This window comes from Bradyrhizobium sp. ma5 (genome assembly GCF_042258955.1).
GTDB lineage: Bacteria > Pseudomonadota > Alphaproteobacteria > Rhizobiales > Xanthobacteraceae > Bradyrhizobium.
This window is the reverse complement of the sequence record NZ_CP170156.1, coordinates 4,058,124-4,075,022: the sequence shown is the minus strand read 5'-3', so window position 1 is coordinate 4,075,022 and position 16,899 is coordinate 4,058,124. Positions and strand designations below refer to the sequence as shown.

The window sequence follows — 16,899 nt, the reverse complement described above, 5'->3', positions numbered from 1 at the left end:
CGGTGTGGCGGAGGCAAGGCAAAGCGAGGCGGATCAAAGCGTTAACCGGGGAAGTTTGTCCTAACCCGAGGCTACGCCCCTGCCGACAGGCCCTCGCGCAGCTGGCGCTTGATCACCTTGCCGTTGGCGTTGCGCGGCAGCGGCTCTGACGTCAGCGCCATCGTCTCGGGCACCTTGTAGTCGGAGAGACGCTCGGCGCACCAGGCGCGCAAGCTCTCCGCATTGACCTCGCTGCGGGTCACGATCACGGCGTGCACGCGCTCGCCGAGCACCGGGCATGGTTTTGCGATGATCGCGCTCTCGATCACGGCCGGATGGCCTGAAAGCACGGACTCGACTTCGGCGGAATAGATCTTCAGGCCGCCGCGGTTGATCATGTCCTTCTGGCGGTCGAACACGCGGACGAAGTTGTCGGCATCGACCGAGCCGAGATCGCCGGAATGCCAGAACCCGGCCGTGAAGCTTTCGGCGGTCGCCTTCGGATTGTTCCAGTAGCCCTTGATGACGGAAGCGCTGCGGATCCAGAGCTCGCCGATCTCGCCGCGTGGCACCTCGTGGCCATCGGCGCCCATCACCACGATCTCGGCGCCGGGACACGGCAGGCCGACGCTGTCGATATGCGCCGCGGTCAACTCACCCGGCATCAAGGTCGAGGGCGACGTGGTCTCAGTCGCGCCATAGCAGTTCGCGAGCTTGAGGCCGGGAATCTTGGCGTTGAGCTTTTCGATGGTCGCGACCGGCATCGGCGCGCCGCCGAAGCCGCCGATCCGCCAACTCGACAGGTCGGTGCTGTCGAAATCCGGCTGCATCAGGCAGAGATTGTACATCGCCGGCACCATCACCGTGTAGGTGACGCGCTCGCGCGCCGCGACCTTCAGATACTCCGACGCCTTGAACTCAGGCATGATGATCAGCGCGCCGGCAGAGCGCGCCATGGTGGTGACGTTGGCGACCGCGCCGGTGACATGCGCGAGCGGCACCGCCGCGATCGAGCGATCGGCCTTGGTCAGCTTCAGGCAAGATGCGAACACCATCGAGGAGTGGATGATGTTGCAATGGGCGAGCATCGCGCCCTTCGGCCGGCCCGTGGTGCCCGAGGTGTAGAGGATCATCGCGGTGTCCTCTTCCCTCACCTCCGCCGGCGCTTGCACTGGCGCGTTGTCGCGCAGGCCCGCGAATTGCGATGTGCCGTCGTCGCTGACCGAGACGCGATGCGTGAGGCCGGGAATGTCGGCAGCGTCGGGGATACGGTCGGCAAGCGCGGCCTCATGGACCAGCAGCTTGGCGCCGCAATCGTTCAGCACATAGGCGATCTCGGGCTTCTGCTGGCGTATCGAGAGCAGCACGGTCACCAGCCCCGCATGGGCGGCGGCGAACATCGTCAGCACGAACTCGATGCGGTTGCCGAGCAGGATCCCGACGCGGTCGCCCGGAACGAGGCCGAGCTTTGCAAAGCCGGCCGCGACCTTCGCCGATTGCTCGGCGACCTCGCGCCAGCTCAGGCGCGTCGCGCCGCAGACCAGCGCCTCGCCGTCGCCGTTCTGTGCGATGGCGTCCGCGATCATCGCCCACAGGCTGGCCGGCCGCTCGGCAAAGACAGGCACGACGCGGTCGCCGAAGCGCGGCTCGAGCCGCATGGCCGGAAGTGCGTGTTGCGACCAGTCCATGTGCGCCTCGTCAGCTCTTCTTCATGCCGTAGACGTGCTCCGGCCCGGGAAAGGCGCGGCTCTTCACGTCGCGCGCATAGCCCGCGATCGCTTCCTCGATCATTGGCCCGAGGTTGCCGTAGCGGCGCACGAATTTCGGCGCACGCGGCGACAGGCCGAGCATATCCTCCAGCACCAGCACTTGGCCGTCGCAGGCGGCGCTGGCGCCGATGCCGATGGTGGGAACGGTGATCGCTTGCGTGATCTTGCGCGCCAGCGGCTCGGCGACCGCCTCGACCACGATCGAGAAGGCGCCAGCCTCCGCGATCGCCCTGGCGTCGTTCTCGATCGGCGCCCAATTCTCCTCCTCGCGGCCCTGCGCGCGGAACGAGCCCAGCGTGTTGATCGATTGCGGCGTCAGGCCGATATGGCCCATCACGGGAATGCCGCGCTCCGACAGGAAAGCCACCGTCTCCGCCATCCGCGCGCCGCCCTCGAGCTTGACCGCGCCGCACAGCGTCTCCTTCATGATCCGCACCGCCGACCGGAACGCCTGCTCTTTCGACTCCTCGTAGGAACCGAACGGCATGTCGACCACGACGAGTGCAGCCTGCGAACCGCGCATCACCGCGCGGCCCTGCAGGATCATCATGTCGAGGGTGACGGGCACCGTGGTCTCGAAGCCATGCATCACATTGCCGAGGGAATCGCCGACCAGGATCGCGTCGCAGTGCCGGTCGACCAGCGCCGCGGTGTGCGCGTGATACGATGTCAGCATCACGATCGGTTCGCCATTCTTGCGGGCGCGCAGATCGGGCGCGGTCTTGCGCTTGATGGCGGATTGAACAGACATAGTCAGGCTCCCATGACAGGCACGCCGATCACGACCGGGTGGAACGCAAACGCCAGCGCCAGATAGACGATGACACCGACCGCGATCGCGATCAGGTCGTTGGTCGGACCGCCCACCGGGATCGGCGGCCCGCCGGCATCCGCACGGCGCTTCAGCGAGATGCGGTCATAGACCGCCCAGCCGAGAAACGAGCCGAACAGGATGGTCGAGCCAAGATCGCCATTGGCGAGCAGATGCGCGAACGCCCACAGCTTGACGCCCGCCAGCATCGGATGCTTCAGCGTGGTGTAGATGCGGCCGCGGATATAGGCGGCGACGACGAGGATGACGGCCGGCAGCATCAGCGCCACCGTGATGTGCTTGAAGGCGGTCGGCGGCGTCCAGACGTCGATCCAGCCGGTCGCGCGGTAGTGGGCGAAGCCCCAGATGATCAGCGCGAGCCCCGCGAACGACACCAGCGAATAGACGCCCTTGTAGGCTCCCTCGCCCATTGCATTTACGATGCCGGCGCGCAGCTCGCGCAGGCTGGTCAGCACATGGATACCAAGGAACAGCACGAGACCCAGGATCATGACGAGCAGTCCCACGAAGTTCCTCCCCTGATTGATTGCTGCCTTCGCGTAACATCTTCGCTGGGCGGGTGGCAATGCACCACGCTCCGCAAGCCGTCATTCGGGATGGCCCGTAGGGCCAGACCACGGGTGCGCAATTGCGCACCGGGGAATCTCGAGATTGGCGGATGCGCAAGCCAATTTCGGGATTCCGGGTTCGATGCTCCGCATCGCTCCGGAATGACGTGCCATTACGGATTGCCGGTCGGCTTGGCTAGTTCGCGATTGTCGACATAGCGGATCATGATCGGCCGGCCGGCCAGCGCGCCGCCGAGCCCGCCGGTGAATTTCAGCGGCAGGCAGGTACTGAGCGAGGCGTTGATCGCGTTGAGGTAGGTCGTGCGGGTATCCGCCGGGATGCCCCGCGTCGAAAATGTCAGGCGCGGCGTGCCGATCATCTCGCCGGTCCGCTTGAAGCTGAAGCGCACCGACATCTGCATGCCCTCGCGCGCATCGTCCGGCGGCGGCGGCGCCCAGCAGGAACGCAGCGCGGCGAACAGATCGCCGATGGTATCGAGATCATGGTCCGGCTTGCGGTACTTCTCGGCCTGCCCCTCGGGCGGCACCGTCAGGATCGTGAGCTGCAGATTTTCGCCGTACGGATAATTGATTTCGGGCAGGCAGGGCCCGTGGTTGAACACGCTGCAGTAAGAAGGGATGCAGGGCCCATAGTCGAGCACGCTGCACGGCGTGTGTGCGAACGGCACCGGGTTGGTCTGTTGCCGTTGTCGCGCGCCAGCGGTGCCCGCGAGGGCAATGGCCACGGCGATAGCGAGGCAAATGACGACGCGTCGGAACATGCGGTTGGACCCGGGATGCGCTCCGGGGAAAATGGTACCGCGGCCGGACCGCGGCAAGCGGGGCCGTGTTCAATTCCTTGCGCTCGCGCACGGCTCTCCGCCGTCGTCGCCCGGCTTGACCGGGCGATCCAGTATTCCAGAGACGGCAGTAATCAATCAATAGGCCGCGGCGTACTGGGTCCCCCGGTCGAGCCGGGGGACGACACCGGATACTGGGCGTCACGCCCGCTTCTTCACGTCCTCGCGCTTCTCGCCCCACAACCCCGCCGTCATCGCCCGGCTCGACCGGGCGATCCAGTATCCCAGAGACGGCAGTGAGTCACGGAGAAGCCGCGGCGTACTGGGTCCCCCGGTCGTGCCGGGGGACGACACCGAGTATGTGGCGGCGCTACGCCTTCTTCACGTCCTTGACGTTGGAGAAGGTGATGCCCTCGGCGCGCTCGCGGGTGTAGCCGAGATAGAACTCGTTCTTGGCCATGAACACGGGATCGCCGTCGACGTCGTCGGCGATGCCGGAATTGTTGGCGGCGACGAAGGCCTCCAGCTTCTTGCGGTCGTCGGACGAGATCCAGCGCGCCAGCGAGAACTCCGAGATCTCGAACTCGACCGGCAGCGAATATTCGGCATCGAGCCGCGCCTTCAGCACGTCGAGCTGCAGCGGACCGACCACGCCGACCAGCGCCGGCGCACCGTCGCGTGGACGGAACACCTGCACGACGCCCTCCTCCGACATCTGCTGCAAGGCTTCCTTCAGCTTCTTCGCCTTCATCGCATCGGTCAGGCGGACGCGGCGGACGATTTCCGGCGCGAAGCTCGGCACACCGACGAAGGTCAGATCCTCGCCCTCGGTCAGGGTGTCGCCGATCCGCAACGTGCCGTGGTTGGGAATGCCGACGACGTCGCCGGCAAACGCCTCGTCCGCCACCGAGCGGTCCTGCGCGAAGAAGAATTGCGGGCTCGACAGGCTCATGTTCTTGCCGGTGCGCACCAGCTTGGCCTTCATGCCGCGGGTGAGTTTTCCGGAGCACAGCCGGGCGAACGCGATGCGGTCGCGATGGTTCGGATCCATGTTGGCCTGGATCTTGAACACGAAGGCGCTCATGCGCGGCTCCGCCGCCTCGACCTTGCGCAGATCGGAATCCTGCGCGCGCGGCGCCGGCGCGAACTTGCCGAGGCCCTCAAGTAAGTCACCGACGCCGAAATTGCGCAGCGCGCTGCCGAAATAGACCGGCGTCAGATGGCCCTCGCGGAATGCCGCGAGCTCGAACGGCTTGCAGGCTTCCGACGCGAGCGCGAGCTCATCCCTGACCTCGGCGACGTCGAGATTGGGATTGCGCTTGCCGAGGTCGGCGATGTCGATCTGCTCGGTGGCGCCGGTCTTGGCGCCGCCGCCCTCGAGCAGCCGAACGCCGCCATTGACGACGTCATAGGTGCCGAGGAAGTCGCGGCCGCGGCCGACCGGCCAGGTCATCGGTGTGGTGTCGAGCGCCAGCGTCTTCTCGATCTCGTCGAGCAGATCGAACGTGTCGCGGCTCTCGCGGTCCATCTTGTTGATGAAGGTGATGATCGGGATGTCGCGCAACCGGCACACCTCGAACAGCTTGCGCGTACGCGCCTCGATGCCCTTGGCGGCGTCGATCACCATGACCGCGGAATCGACCGCGGTCAGCGTGCGATAGGTATCTTCCGAGAAGTCCTCGTGGCCCGGCGTGTCCAAGAGGTTGAACACCAGGTCGTTGAACTCGAAGGTCATCACCGAGGTGACGACCGAGATGCCGCGCTCGCGCTCGATCTTCATCCAGTCGGAGCGCGTGTTGCGCCGCTCGCCCTTGGCCTTGACCTGGCCCGCAAGGTTGATGGCGCCGCCGAACAGCAGCAGCTTTTCCGTCAGCGTGGTCTTGCCGGCGTCCGGGTGCGAGATGATCGCAAAGGTGCGCCGCCGCGCCACTTCCTCGGAAAGCGGCGAGCGGGACGGAGATTCGGCTGAAACTGAGATGTCGGACATGGCGGGGCAGCGTTTGGCAGGGAAAACGGGCGCAATCAAGGGCGTTTTGTCGCAATGCGGAAGAGCCGCACCACCCACATATAGGCACGGGAAGGACGACCTTTTCCTCACCATACCATCCCGCGGGGACGACCCTGCCTTATCCGGAGGGTTCGTTATGGCTTGGACCATTCTGTTCACCGCAGGCCTGCTCGAGATCGGCTGGGCGATCGGGCTGAAATATACCGAGGGCTTTTCCCGGCTGGTGCCGTCGGTGCTGACGCTCGCGGCGATGGCCGGCAGCGTGATCCTGCTCGGCATCGCGCTGAAGACGCTGCCGATTGGAACCGCCTACGCGGTCTGGACCGGGATCGGCGCGGTCGGCACCGCGGCGCTCGGCATCATCCTGCTCGGCGAACCCGCAACCGCAATGCGGCTGGCCAGCATCGGGTTGATCGTGTCGGGCATCGTCGGACTGGTCGGTTAATTATCTGAGAATCTGTACCGCCCAATAGGTCGCGGCTGCGACCGCGGCCGACGCCGGGATCGTGATCACCCAGGCATAGACGATCGAGCTCGCCACGTTCCAGCGCACGGCGGACAGCCGCCGTGCCGCGCCGACGCCGACGATGGCGCCGGTGATGGTGTGGGTGGTCGATACCGGCACCCCGAGATAGGTCGCGATGAACAGCGTGGCGGCGCCGCCGGTCTCGGCGCAAAAGCCCTGCATTGGCGTCAGCTTGGTGATCCGCAGCCCCATGGTGCGCACGATCCGCCAGCCCCCCATCAGCGTGCCCAGCGCCATCGCGCTCTGGCAGGCCAGCACGACCCAGAACGGAATCTCGAAGGTGTCGCCGAGGTGGCCCTGCGAGTAGAGCAGCACGGCGATGATGCCCATGGTCTTCTGCGCGTCGTTGCCGCCATGGCCGAGCGAATAGAGCGACGCCGAGGCGAATTGCAGGATCCTGAAGGCGCGATCGACCGCGAACGGCGTCGAGCGCACCGAGAGCCAGGACACGATCGCGACCAGCACCAGCGCCAGCAGGAATCCGACCAGCGGCGACAGCACGATGGCGAGCAAGGTCTTGGTGAGCCCGCTCCACACCGCCGCCGAGATGCCCGCCTTCGCCATGCCGGCGCCGACCAGGCCGCCGATCAGCGCGTGCGAGCTCGACGAGGGAATGCCGAGCGCCCAGGTGATCACGTTCCAGACGATCGCGCCGACCAACGCGGCGAAGATCACGGTCGCGTCCACCACCGACGGGTCGATGATCCCGGTGCCGATGGTGTTGGCGACGTGCAGGCCGAACACCGCGAAGGCGACGAAGTTGAAGAACGCCGCCCAGAACACCGCATATTGCGGCCGCAGCACGCGGGTCGAGACGATGGTCGCGATCGAATTCGCGGCATCGTGCAGGCCGTTCAGGAAGTCGAACAGCAGCGCGACCGCGATCAGGATGGTCAGAACCGGAAGACCCAGCGTGGTGTCCACGTGATGTCCCCGACTTACACTTGCTCGATAACGATGGAGTTGATCTCGTTGGCGACGTCGTCGAAGCGGTCGGCCACCTTCTCGAGGTGATCGTAGATCTCCGCGCCGACGATGAAGTCCATCGCGTTGGCGTTGCGGTGCTTCAGGAACAATTCCTTGAGCCCGATATCCTGGAGATCGTCGACTCGGCCCTCGAGCTTGGTCAGCTCCTCGGTGATCTGGGTCAGCATCGAGACGTTCTGGCCGATCGCCTGCAACAGCGGCAGCGCGCGGATGACCAGATTGGCGCATTCGACGATCAGGCCGCCCATCTCGCGCATCGGCGGCTCGAACTCGCGCACCTCGAACAGCATGACGGCCTTGGCGGTCGCCTGCATCTGATCGACCGCATCGTCCATCGCGGTGATCAGGTTCTTGATGTCGCCGCGGTCGAACGGGGTGATGAAGGTGCGGCGAACCGCGGTCAGGACCTCGCGGGTAACGCTATCGGCGTCGTTCTCGAACTGGTTGACGCGCTGGCAGAAGACCGGGGTCTCCTCGCCGCCCTTCAGCATGTCCTGTAGCGCCAGCGCGCATTTTACCGAGGTCTGGGCGTGTCGGGCGAACAGCTCGAAGAACCGCTCTTCCTTGGGCAGAAAGGCGCGAAACCAGCGCAGCATGTCTCTATTCCATCATTCAGGGACAGCCCTTTTAGCGACTGTCACAGAACTGTCATAGAGCATCTGCCTGGGAAAATACCCCGACCTACCGCCCCAATGGGCGGTCGTCCACCGCTAAAGTCGGCCGAAAATCGCGTGCCCTGCCCTACAGCGACCGCCGCAGCAGGTGGGCCAGCTCGCCGACCAAGCCGCGCCGGAACAGCAGCACGCAGGCCACGAAGATCACGCCCTGGATCACCGTCACCCACTGGCCGAAACCGGCGAGATATTGCTGCATGGCGATGATCACGAACGCGCCGACCACCGGGCCGAAGATGGTGCCGAGGCCGCCGACCAGCGTCATCAGCACGATCTCACCGGACATCGACCAGTGCACGTCGGTGAGCGAGGCATTCTGCGCCACGAACACCTTCAGCGAGCCGGCAAAGCCCGCCAGCGTGCCCGACAGGATGTAGGCCAGCATCTTGTACTGGTCGGTCTTGTAGCCGAGCGAGATCGCGCGCGGCTCGTTCTCCCGGATCGCCTTCAGCACCTCGCCGAACGGCGAGTTGATGGTGCGGTAGATCAGCAGGAAGCCGCCGAGGAATCCGGCCAGCACGACGTAGTAGAGCACCGTCGGCTTCGACAGGTCGAAGATCCCGAACAGGTGCCCCTGCGGAATGCCCTGAATGCCGTCTTCACCGTGGGTGAACGGCGCCTGCAGATAGAGGAAGTAAAGCAGCTGCGACAGCGCCAGCGTGATCATCGAGAAATAGATGCCCTGCCGCTTGATCGAGATGAAGCCGGTGACGAGGCCGAGCAAGGCCGCAGCGGCAGTGCCGACCACGATGCCGAGCTCCGGCGGCAGCCCCCACACCTTCAGCGCATGCGCCGAGACGTAGCCGGCGGTGCCGAGGAACATGGCGTGGCCGAACGAGAGCAGGCCGCCATAGCCGATCAGCAAGTTGAAGGCGCAGGCCAGCAGCGCAAAGCACAGCGCCTGCATCACGAAGAAGGGATAGATCCCCGTGAACGGCACCACGGCCAGCAGCACCGCCATCACGGCGAATACGATCATCTCGTCGCGCATCGCGCGCGGCGTCACCGGAAGTGTATCGTCGGTCAATGCTGACATATCAGGCCGCCCGTCCCGTCAGTCCCGTTGGCTTTACCAGCAACACCACCACCATCAGGACAAACACCACGGTGTTGGAGGCCTCGGGATAAAAATACTTGGTCAGTCCCTCGATCACCCCGAGCGCGAAGCCGGTGATGATCGAGCCCATGATCGAGCCCATGCCGCCGATCACGACCACCGCGAACACCACGATGATGAGATCGGCGCCCATCAGCGGGCGGACCTGGTTGATCGGCGCCGACAGCACGCCGGCGAGCGCGGCAAGACCGACGCCGAGCCCGTAGGTCAGCGTGATCATGCGCGGCACGTTGATGCCGAAGGCCCGCACCAGCGTCGGGTTCTCGGTAGCCGCGCGCAAGTAAGCGCCGAGCTGCGTCTTCTCGATCAGGAACCAGGTGGCAAGGCACACCACCAGCGAGAAGATCACGACCCAGCCGCGATAGATCGGCAGGAACATGAAGCCGAGATTGACGCCGCCCTTGAGCTGATCCGGGATCGAGTAAGGCAGGCCCGAGGAGCCGAAATAGTTCTGGAACACGCCCTGCACGATCAGCGCGATGCCGAAGGTCAGCAGCAGTCCATAGAGATGGTCGAGGCCGGCGAGCCATTGCAGCATGGTCCGCTCGAGGATCATGCCGAAGATGCCGACGATGACGGGTGCGATGAGCAGCGCCCACCAGTAGTTGATGCCGCCCAGGTTGAGCAGGAAATACGCCACGAAGGCGCCCATCATGTAGAGCGCGCCGTGCGCGAAATTGATGATGTTGAGCATGCCGAAGATGACGGCGAGCCCCAGACTGAGCAGCGCGTAGAACGAGCCGTTGATCAGTCCCACCAGAAGCTGTGCGTAGAGAGCCTGCATCGAATGAGCTTTCGCTGGATAGATGAAGCCCGCCGGCCACGCCCATGGCCGGCGGACATGATCGTTACTTCTTCAGGAGCGCACAGGTGCTCTTGTCGAGCGGCGTGAAGGCCTGGTTGCCCGGCACGGTGCCGACCAGCTTGTAGAAGTCCCACGGACCCTTGGACTCCGAGGGCTTCTTCACTTCGAACAGATAGGCGTCGTGGGTGACGCGGCCATTGGCCTCGACCTCGCCCTTGCCGAACAGCGGATCGTCGGTCGGGATGGTCTTCATCTTCGCGACCACCTTGGCGCCGTCATGAGGATTGCCGCCGAGCGCTTCGAGCGCCTTGAAGTAATGCAGCAGGCCCGCATAAACGCCGGCCTGCACCATGGTCGGGGGAGCGCCGCTCTTCATCTTCTCGGAGAAGCGCTTCGAGAACGCACGGGTCTTGTCGTTCAAGTCCCAGTAGAACGTCTCGGTGAAGTTGAGGCCCTGCGCGGTCTCGAGCCCGATCGCCTTGACGTCGGTGAGGAACAGCAGCAGCGCCGCGAGCTTCTGGCCGCCCTTGACGATGCCGAACTCGGCAGCCTGCTTGATCGAGTTGGTGGTGTCGCCGCCGGCATTGGCAAGACCGATGATCTTGGCCTTGGAGGCCTGCGCCTGCAGCAGGAACGAGGAGAAGTCCGCGGTGTTGAGCGGATGCTTGACGCCGCCGACCACCTTGCCGCCATTGGCGGTGATGACGGCCGTGGTGTCGCGCTCCAGCGCTGCACCGAACGCGTAGTCCGCGGTCAGGAAGAACCAGGTGTCCCCGCCCGCCTTCACCAGCGCCTGGCCGGTGGCGTGCGCCAGCATGTAGGTGTCGTAGGTCCAGTGCACCGTGTTCGGCGTGCACTGCGCGTTGGTGAGGTCAGAGGTCGCGGCGCCCGAATTGATGTAGACGCCGTTCTTCTCCTTCACGACGTTGTTGACCGCGAGCGCGACGCCGGAATTCGGCACATCGACGATGGTGTCGACCTTGTCGACGTCGAACCACTGGCGCGCGATGGTGGTGCCGATGTCGGGCTTGTTCTGGTGATCGCCGGAGATCAGGTCGATGGTCCAGCCCTTGGCCTTGAGGCCGGAATCCTCGATCGCCATCTGCGCCGCCAGCGTCGAGCCGGGGCCGGCAAGGTCGGCATAGAGGCCGGACTGATCGGACAACACGCCGATCTTTACCATCTTGTCGTCAGCGGAGGCGACACTTGCAACGGAGAGCACCATCGCGGTGCCGAGCAGCAGCGCAGAAATCGTATTCTTCATCGGGTATTCCCTCGTCCTAAATTTTCTGGCTCGGGCGACTTCAGACGCCGAGATAGGTATGCAGCTTGTCCATGTTGGCCGACAGCTCCGAATTCGCGAAGCCGTCGATCACCTTGCCATGCTCGACGATGTAGTAGCGGTCGGCAACGGTCGAGGCGAAGCGGAAATTCTGTTCGACCAGCAGGATGGTGAATCCCTGCGACTTCAGGCGCGCAATGGTGTGCCCGATCTGCTGAATGATGACCGGCGCCAACCCTTCGGTCGGTTCGTCCAGCATCAGGAAGCGCGCGCCGGTGCGCAGGATGCGCGCAATCGCCAGCATCTGCTGCTCGCCGCCCGAGAGCTTGGTGCCCTGGCTGTTGAGCCGCTCCTTCAGGTTGGGAAACAGCGTGAAGATCTGGTCGAGCGGCAGGCCGCCCGGACGCACCACCGGCGGCAGCAGCAGATTCTCGCGTACGTCGAGGCTCGAGAAGATGCCGCGCTCCTCGGGGCAGAACGCGATGCCGAGCCGCGCGATGCGGTCGGAGGTGGCGCGGATGATCTCTTTGTTGTCGAAACGGATCGAGCCGGAGCGCTTGTTGATGACGCCCATGATCGACTTCAAGGTCGTGGTCTTGCCGGCGCCGTTGCGGCCGAGCAGCGTCACCACCTCGCCGGCCCTCACGTTGAAATTGATGCCGTGAAGAATGTGGGATTCGCCGTACCAGGCCTGCAGGTCGCCCACCGTCAGCACCTCGGCGCCGGCCGCAGCCACGGGCCTCTCCGCCAGTTTTGCCTCAGCCATGACCCGCTCCCAGATAGGCTTCCTTCACGCGCTCGTCCTTGGAGAGGTCGGCGTAGTTGCCCTCAGCCAGCACCTGCCCGCGCGTCAACACGGTGATGATGTCGGAGAGGTTGGCCACCACCGAGAGGTTATGTTCGACCATCAGGATGGTGTATTTGGCGGAGATCCGCTTGATCAGCGCCGCGATCTTGTCGATGTCCTCGTGGCCCATGCCGGCCATCGGTTCGTCGAGCAGCATCATCTCGGGGTCGAGCGCGAGCGTCGTTGCAATTTCAAGTGCGCGCTTGCGGCCGTACGGCATCTCGACCGCCGGGGTGTTGGCGAATTCGCTCAAGCCGACGTCGTTCAGCAGTTCATGGGCGCGCGGATTGAAGCGGTCGAGCACGGTCTTCGAGCGCCAGAAATCGAATGACGCGCCGTGCTGGCGCTGCAGCGCCACGCGGACGTTTTCCAGCGCGGTCAGATGCGGAAATACCGCCGAAATCTGGAACGAGCGGACCAGCCCGAGCCGCGCCACGTCGGCCGGCGGCATCGCGGTGATGTCCTGGCCCTTGTAGCGAATCTGCCCGCCCGTCGGCTTCAGGAATTTGGTCAGCAGATTAAAACAGGTTGTCTTGCCGGCGCCGTTCGGCCCGATCAACGCATGGATACTGCCGCGACGCACCTTCAGCGCAACGTCGCGAACGGCAAAGAAACCCGCGAATTCCTTGGTCAATCCGCTGGTTTCGAGAATGAACTCATCGGCCAAATAGATTCCCCCATACGCCATCGCCGCGAAGCCCGTCGCCCGCGTGGCCAGCTCTTTTTTCATGTTCGACAGGTTGTCCGTACGTCTTGGAAACCGTCCGGGGGCCTGTCGCCTCCGGGCCGGAATATGCCGTCATCTGTGGCGGTTACGCAAGGTGGAAAGCTGTGCAGTGCAGTATTGGCACGACCAGTTCCGGTTGATCCTTAGTCGAATGGCCTTCGAGCGCGCTTTGCGCCTCGGAAAGCCGTCATTAAGGCTGTTTTGCTCCTGACTTTCCTTTTCATAGAATATTTCCGCCTCTCGCCGAAGCTCTCGCCATTGTATTAAGGGCGGCCAGGGCCTTGCATTTCGAGAGCACCAATTCCTCGGTCATCAAGTCGATCCGGCAACGTGATTTTCTCAACACGTGGCTGCGACTTTATGCCCGTGGCCAGACCATCCCGCGGATCGATGAATTTCAGCCGGAGCGGATCGAGGAAGATCTGCCTGACACCGTGTTCTTCACCGTCGATGCGGCAGCGCAGCCGCCGCAACTGACGATCGAGAGCGACGGCACGCGGATGGCCACAGCCTACGGACACAGCGGCAAGGGCCGCCTGCTCGACGACTATCTCGGACCGCGGCTCGCGCCGGTCGTGATGCCGGTCTACCATGAATGCATCGCGCGGCGGCTGCCCGCCTACACCATCACCGATATCGACGACATCTACGGTCACGTCGTGGCCTATGAACGGCTGCTGCTGCCGTTCTCGGACGGCGGTGCCGTCACGCATCTTGTCGCATCGCTTAAGACGATCAGCGACAACGGCAGTTTCGAGATCCGCAATCTGATGCGCGGCAACGAGACGCTGCCGAACTTCAAGCTGTGCGCGATCATCGACCGCGACCTGTTCCACCGTGCCCCCGGTCGCATCCCGCCCGCGGATGTGCTCGAGTTCGGCTAGCTCATGCCATTCAGAAGCGCCGATCCATCGGTGGTCAAATCGATCACGCAGCGGGTGCTGCTGAACACCTGGCTGCGCGCGCTGCGCATGCCGGACACCCTCCCCCTGCTGTGCGATTTCCACACCGACGGCACCGCCGACGAGCGGGCCGACATGATGGGTTTTGATGTCGTCGGCAGCGGCGCCGCCGCACGCTTCATGATCACGCAGGAAGGCGCGCGGCTGACGACGGCCTATGGCAACGAGCATGTCGAGCCGCGGCTGCGCACCAACCGCTATCTCGACGACGCGATCGGCCCCGAGCGCTACGCCGGCGTGATCCTGTCCTATCGTGCCTGCCTCGCGCGCAAGCGTCCGACCTACACGGTTGCGGAGGTCACCGACGCCGACGGCAAGGATGTCTCCTATGAGCGGTTGCTGCTGCCGTTCGGACGCGGCGACACCGTCGAGCACATCATCGGCTCGTACAAGGCGATCAGCATCGAGGGCGGCTTTCGGCTGCACAATCTGATGGGCGTGAAGGCGAAGGCCGTGCCGGTCGTCACCGTGCGGGCGGTGATCGATCGCAGGTTCGTGCCGGCGGGTCGTCCGGCGAGCCATGATTCAGTCGAGCTGATCTAGGCCCATGCAAAGCCTCAGACTGCAAGACGATCTAAAGGCACCGTAACCCTCAGCCTGAGCCCGCTCGGCAGCCAACTGTGCTCAACCTTGCCGCCGAGCTGATCAGAAATGCTGCGCTCGGCAAGCACGCTCCCAAAGCCTTTGGCTGATGGCGGAGCGACAATTGCGGGGCCGCCTGTTTCCTTCCAATCAAGTTGCAAGTTGTCGCCCTCAGTCGCCCATGTGACACTGATCGAACCGGTCGGCTCCGATAGCGCGCCATACTTGGCCGCATTCGTCGTGGTTTCGTGCAGCGCGAGAGCGAGACCGGTCACGGCCATAACACCCACGGGCACAGTGGGTCCCCCTAGGATGATGCGTTCGCGAGACGTGTCATCTTCGTACGGTCGCAAGACCGTTCGCACGACGTCTCCCACGGTCGTTCGCTCGCTGTGGGTCTCCGTACCCATAATCCCGGGACGGATTAGATCCTTGGCTTGCATGAGAGCGTTCAGACGGCCTCGTAAGGATTGAGCCATTTCCTGCGGCGTTCGAGCTGACCGAGCGCTCAGACTTATGATGCCCTGGAAAACGGCAAACATGTTCTTTACGCGATGGTTTGCCTCCCGAGCGAGCAGCCGTTGGCGCTCTTGCGCAGCTACACGTTCGGTCGTCTCACTGACGATGCAAAGTACACCGCCAATTTCGCCCGCCAGGTTTTGAACAGGAGAATAGGAGATGTCGAAGTAAACTGTTTCCGGGTAGCCGTGGCGCTCGATGTAGAAGGGACGATCCTTGGCGAAGACTGTTTCGCCGGTATTGAGGACGCCTCTCAGTAGCGGTTCTAAATCATCCCACAACTCGGCCCAATTCTCGCGTGCGGGCCGTCCAAGAGCCGTTGGGTGCTTCTGACCTATCGACGGTGCATAGGCGTCATTGTATAGCGCCACAAACTCCGGCCCCCAGAACAGCACTATCTGTGCTTTTGCCGGCAGCATAAGGCTGACTGCACTCTTGAGGTGTGCAGGCCAGTCCGCGATTGGCCCCAAGCTGGTGGCAGACCAGTCAAGAGACCTAATGAGTGCGGCAGCTTCGCCCCCACCTTGGGGAAAATCGCCGTCGACGTTGCGAACGGTGCCCATGGCGTTCAACAAGCAGATTTTACCATCGGGAACAAGGCTCGCGACACCAGCCTGTGTCAAGTCCGCTGCGGGTCATTTTCGACGGTCTCGGCGGGGACTATTGCCAGGTTGATGTCCGCTTCTGCCCGTGCGCGCCGGGGAGCCGAGTCAAACTCCCAAACTGGGGTTCGCGCCAAACGCGTCAGCCCTTCTTGCGCACCTTTGCCGGCACTTCCTTGGCGTAGATATCCGGCTTGAAGCCGACCACGCGCTTCGAACCGAGATCGAGCACCGGGCGCTTGATCATCGAGGGCTGCTCGGCCATCAGCGCCAGCGCCTTGCGCTCGTTCAGTCCTTCCTTGTCGGCATCGGGCAGCTTCTTGAAGGTGGTGCCGGCGCGGTTGAGCAGCGTCTCCCAGCCGACCTCGTCGCTCCACTGCTTGAGCTTGTCCTTGGCGATCCCGGCGGTCTTGTAGTCGTGGAAGTCGTAGCCGACGCCGTGATCGTCGAGCCAGGCGCGCGCCTTCTTCATGGTGTCGCAATTCTTGATGCCGTAGATGGTGATCGTCAAAGCCGTTCCCCGCATGCGATTGCTGCGGAGAAACTAGCCTCACTGCAACGGCAGCGCTAGATCAGACCGCGCCGCGAGGACGTGAAGAAGGCGTAGTGCCCATACTCGGTGTCGTCCCCCGGCTCGACCGGGGGACCCAGTACGCCGCGGCTTCTCCCTATCTCACAGCCGCCTCTGGAATACTGGATCGCCCGGTCCATGTGCGCAATTGCGCACAGGCCGGGCGATGACAGCGGGGTTATGGCGAGAAAACAGTCTCCACACCGATATCAGTGGCACTCAATGCGCATAATGCGTGAAGACGAAATCGTGATCGCTGGCATGAGCCTCGTGACAGGCGAAGCACGTCTCGTGCTGGGCGGCATCGACCGGCTTGCCGTCGATGAAGCGGCCAAAGCCCCAGCCGCCGGTCGAGGCATATTTGGCGGAGTCCTTGACCATGACTTGGACAGTGGTCGCCTGCCCCGTGATGAACGCACCGTTGAGGCCCGCAACCGGCTTGCGCTTCCAGGCGAGCTTGACCAGCACGGTACCGTCGGGGAATCGCGCGGCGCCGTCCTGATAGGCCTTCACGGCGGTCGCATTGCCGAGCACGCTGCGCAGTTCGTCGAGCCCGGTCTCCTCGCCGACCGCGATCAGCTTCCAGTCGCGATAACCGTCCGGCATCTTCACGCCGAAGATCGGCGATGCCAGCGCCGCATCGTCGGCATGTCCGACGGCGAACGGCAATGACGCGCTGATGCAGGCTGCCGCGATCGCGGCAGCTGCCCATTTCACAAACTGTCTCATGATCCCTGTCCGCGCTCTCGATTCTTGTTTGAC

General features: G+C 64.0%; 18 protein-coding genes. 3 read left to right on the top strand and 15 right to left on the bottom strand.

Annotated elements, in window-relative coordinates; all coding sequences use genetic code 11:
- Positions 1 to 71: 71 nt before the first annotated feature.
- The 5 genes from ACE103_RS18585 to ACE103_RS18565 all read right to left on the bottom strand — a co-directional run bounded on the left by ACE103_RS18585 (position 72) and on the right by ACE103_RS18565 (position 5,915).
- On the bottom strand, positions 72 to 1,667 hold the full coding sequence (locus ACE103_RS18585) for a class I adenylate-forming enzyme family protein (protein WP_375780620.1): 1,596 nt from the start codon (positions 1,665 to 1,667) through the stop codon (positions 72 to 74).
- 10 nt (positions 1,668 to 1,677) lie between these two features.
- On the bottom strand, positions 1,678 to 2,499 hold the full coding sequence (gene panB / locus ACE103_RS18580) for a 3-methyl-2-oxobutanoate hydroxymethyltransferase (RefSeq protein WP_375780619.1): 822 nt from the start codon (positions 2,497 to 2,499) through the stop codon (positions 1,678 to 1,680).
- Between the two features lie 2 nt (positions 2,500 to 2,501).
- Complete coding sequence (locus ACE103_RS18575) at positions 2,502 to 3,086, bottom strand: NnrU family protein (RefSeq protein ID WP_375780618.1); 585 nt, start codon at positions 3,084 to 3,086, stop codon at positions 2,502 to 2,504.
- Positions 3,087 to 3,301: 215 nt separating this feature from the next.
- The gene (locus ACE103_RS18570; protein ID WP_375780617.1) at positions 3,302 to 3,910 is read right to left on the bottom strand and encodes a hypothetical protein; all 609 of its coding nucleotides are present in this window, start codon (positions 3,908 to 3,910) and stop codon (positions 3,302 to 3,304) included.
- Between the two features lie 388 nt (positions 3,911 to 4,298).
- Entirely contained in the window at positions 4,299 to 5,915 is a 1,617-nt protein-coding gene (locus ACE103_RS18565; RefSeq protein ID WP_375780616.1) for a peptide chain release factor 3, read from the bottom strand.
- 157 nt (positions 5,916 to 6,072) lie between these two features.
- On the opposite strand from ACE103_RS18565, the gene sugE reads away from it, so the two are divergent.
- Positions 6,073 to 6,381 carry a quaternary ammonium compound efflux SMR transporter SugE gene (gene sugE / locus ACE103_RS18560; RefSeq protein ID WP_375780615.1) on the top strand — a complete coding sequence of 103 codons (309 nt, stop codon included), beginning with the start codon at positions 6,073 to 6,075 and terminating at the stop codon, positions 6,379 to 6,381.
- Here the strand turns inward: sugE and ACE103_RS18555 are convergent, their stop codons facing one another.
- From ACE103_RS18555 to ACE103_RS18525, 7 genes are all read right to left on the bottom strand, one after another.
- Positions 6,382 to 7,386, bottom strand: a complete 1,005-nt coding sequence (locus ACE103_RS18555) for an anion permease (RefSeq protein ID WP_375780614.1) — start codon at positions 7,384 to 7,386, stop codon at positions 6,382 to 6,384.
- 14 nt (positions 7,387 to 7,400) lie between these two features.
- A complete protein-coding gene (locus ACE103_RS18550; protein ID WP_223972679.1) occupies positions 7,401 to 8,045 on the bottom strand; it encodes a DUF47 domain-containing protein in 645 nt (214 codons plus the stop codon).
- A 145-nt stretch (positions 8,046 to 8,190) separates the two neighbouring features.
- Positions 8,191 to 9,159, bottom strand: a complete 969-nt coding sequence (locus tag ACE103_RS18545) for a branched-chain amino acid ABC transporter permease (protein ID WP_375780613.1) — start codon at positions 9,157 to 9,159, stop codon at positions 8,191 to 8,193.
- A 1-nt stretch (position 9,160) separates the two neighbouring features.
- Entirely contained in the window at positions 9,161 to 10,024 is an 864-nt protein-coding gene (locus tag ACE103_RS18540) for a branched-chain amino acid ABC transporter permease (RefSeq protein WP_050406473.1), read from the bottom strand.
- Between the two features lie 64 nt (positions 10,025 to 10,088).
- Entirely contained in the window at positions 10,089 to 11,309 is a 1,221-nt protein-coding gene (locus ACE103_RS18535) for an ABC transporter substrate-binding protein (RefSeq protein WP_375780612.1), read from the bottom strand.
- Positions 11,310 to 11,349: 40 nt separating this feature from the next.
- Complete coding sequence (locus ACE103_RS18530; protein ID WP_223972685.1) at positions 11,350 to 12,093, bottom strand: ABC transporter ATP-binding protein; 744 nt, start codon at positions 12,091 to 12,093, stop codon at positions 11,350 to 11,352.
- Positions 12,086 to 12,841, bottom strand: a complete 756-nt coding sequence (locus ACE103_RS18525) for an ABC transporter ATP-binding protein (protein ID WP_097675648.1) — start codon at positions 12,839 to 12,841, stop codon at positions 12,086 to 12,088. Before ACE103_RS18525 ends, ACE103_RS18530 begins: the two co-directional genes overlap by 8 nt.
- Before the next feature lie 341 nt (positions 12,842 to 13,182).
- On the opposite strand from ACE103_RS18525, the gene ACE103_RS18520 reads away from it, so the two are divergent.
- Both ACE103_RS18520 and ACE103_RS18515 read left to right on the top strand, forming a co-directional pair.
- Complete coding sequence (locus ACE103_RS18520; protein WP_223972687.1) at positions 13,183 to 13,785, top strand: PAS domain-containing protein; 603 nt, start codon at positions 13,183 to 13,185, stop codon at positions 13,783 to 13,785.
- Positions 13,786 to 13,788: 3 nt separating this feature from the next.
- Positions 13,789 to 14,406: a hypothetical protein gene (locus tag ACE103_RS18515; protein ID WP_375780611.1), complete on the top strand. Its 618-nt coding sequence runs from the start codon at positions 13,789 to 13,791 to the stop codon at positions 14,404 to 14,406.
- Positions 14,407 to 14,420: 14 nt separating this feature from the next.
- On the opposite strand, the gene ACE103_RS18510 is transcribed toward ACE103_RS18515, so the two are convergent.
- From ACE103_RS18510 to ACE103_RS18500, 3 genes are all read right to left on the bottom strand, one after another.
- Positions 14,421 to 15,587 (bottom strand): HWE histidine kinase domain-containing protein, encoded by a 1,167-nt coding sequence (locus ACE103_RS18510; protein WP_375780610.1) that lies wholly within the window; start codon positions 15,585 to 15,587, stop codon positions 14,421 to 14,423.
- Between the two features lie 121 nt (positions 15,588 to 15,708).
- Positions 15,709 to 16,077 carry an ArsC family reductase gene (locus ACE103_RS18505; RefSeq protein ID WP_375780609.1) on the bottom strand — a complete coding sequence of 123 codons (369 nt, stop codon included), beginning with the start codon at positions 16,075 to 16,077 and terminating at the stop codon, positions 15,709 to 15,711.
- 279 nt (positions 16,078 to 16,356) lie between these two features.
- Positions 16,357 to 16,866, bottom strand: a complete 510-nt coding sequence (locus ACE103_RS18500; RefSeq protein ID WP_375780608.1) for a cytochrome P460 family protein — start codon at positions 16,864 to 16,866, stop codon at positions 16,357 to 16,359.
- Positions 16,867 to 16,899 lie beyond the last annotated feature (33 nt).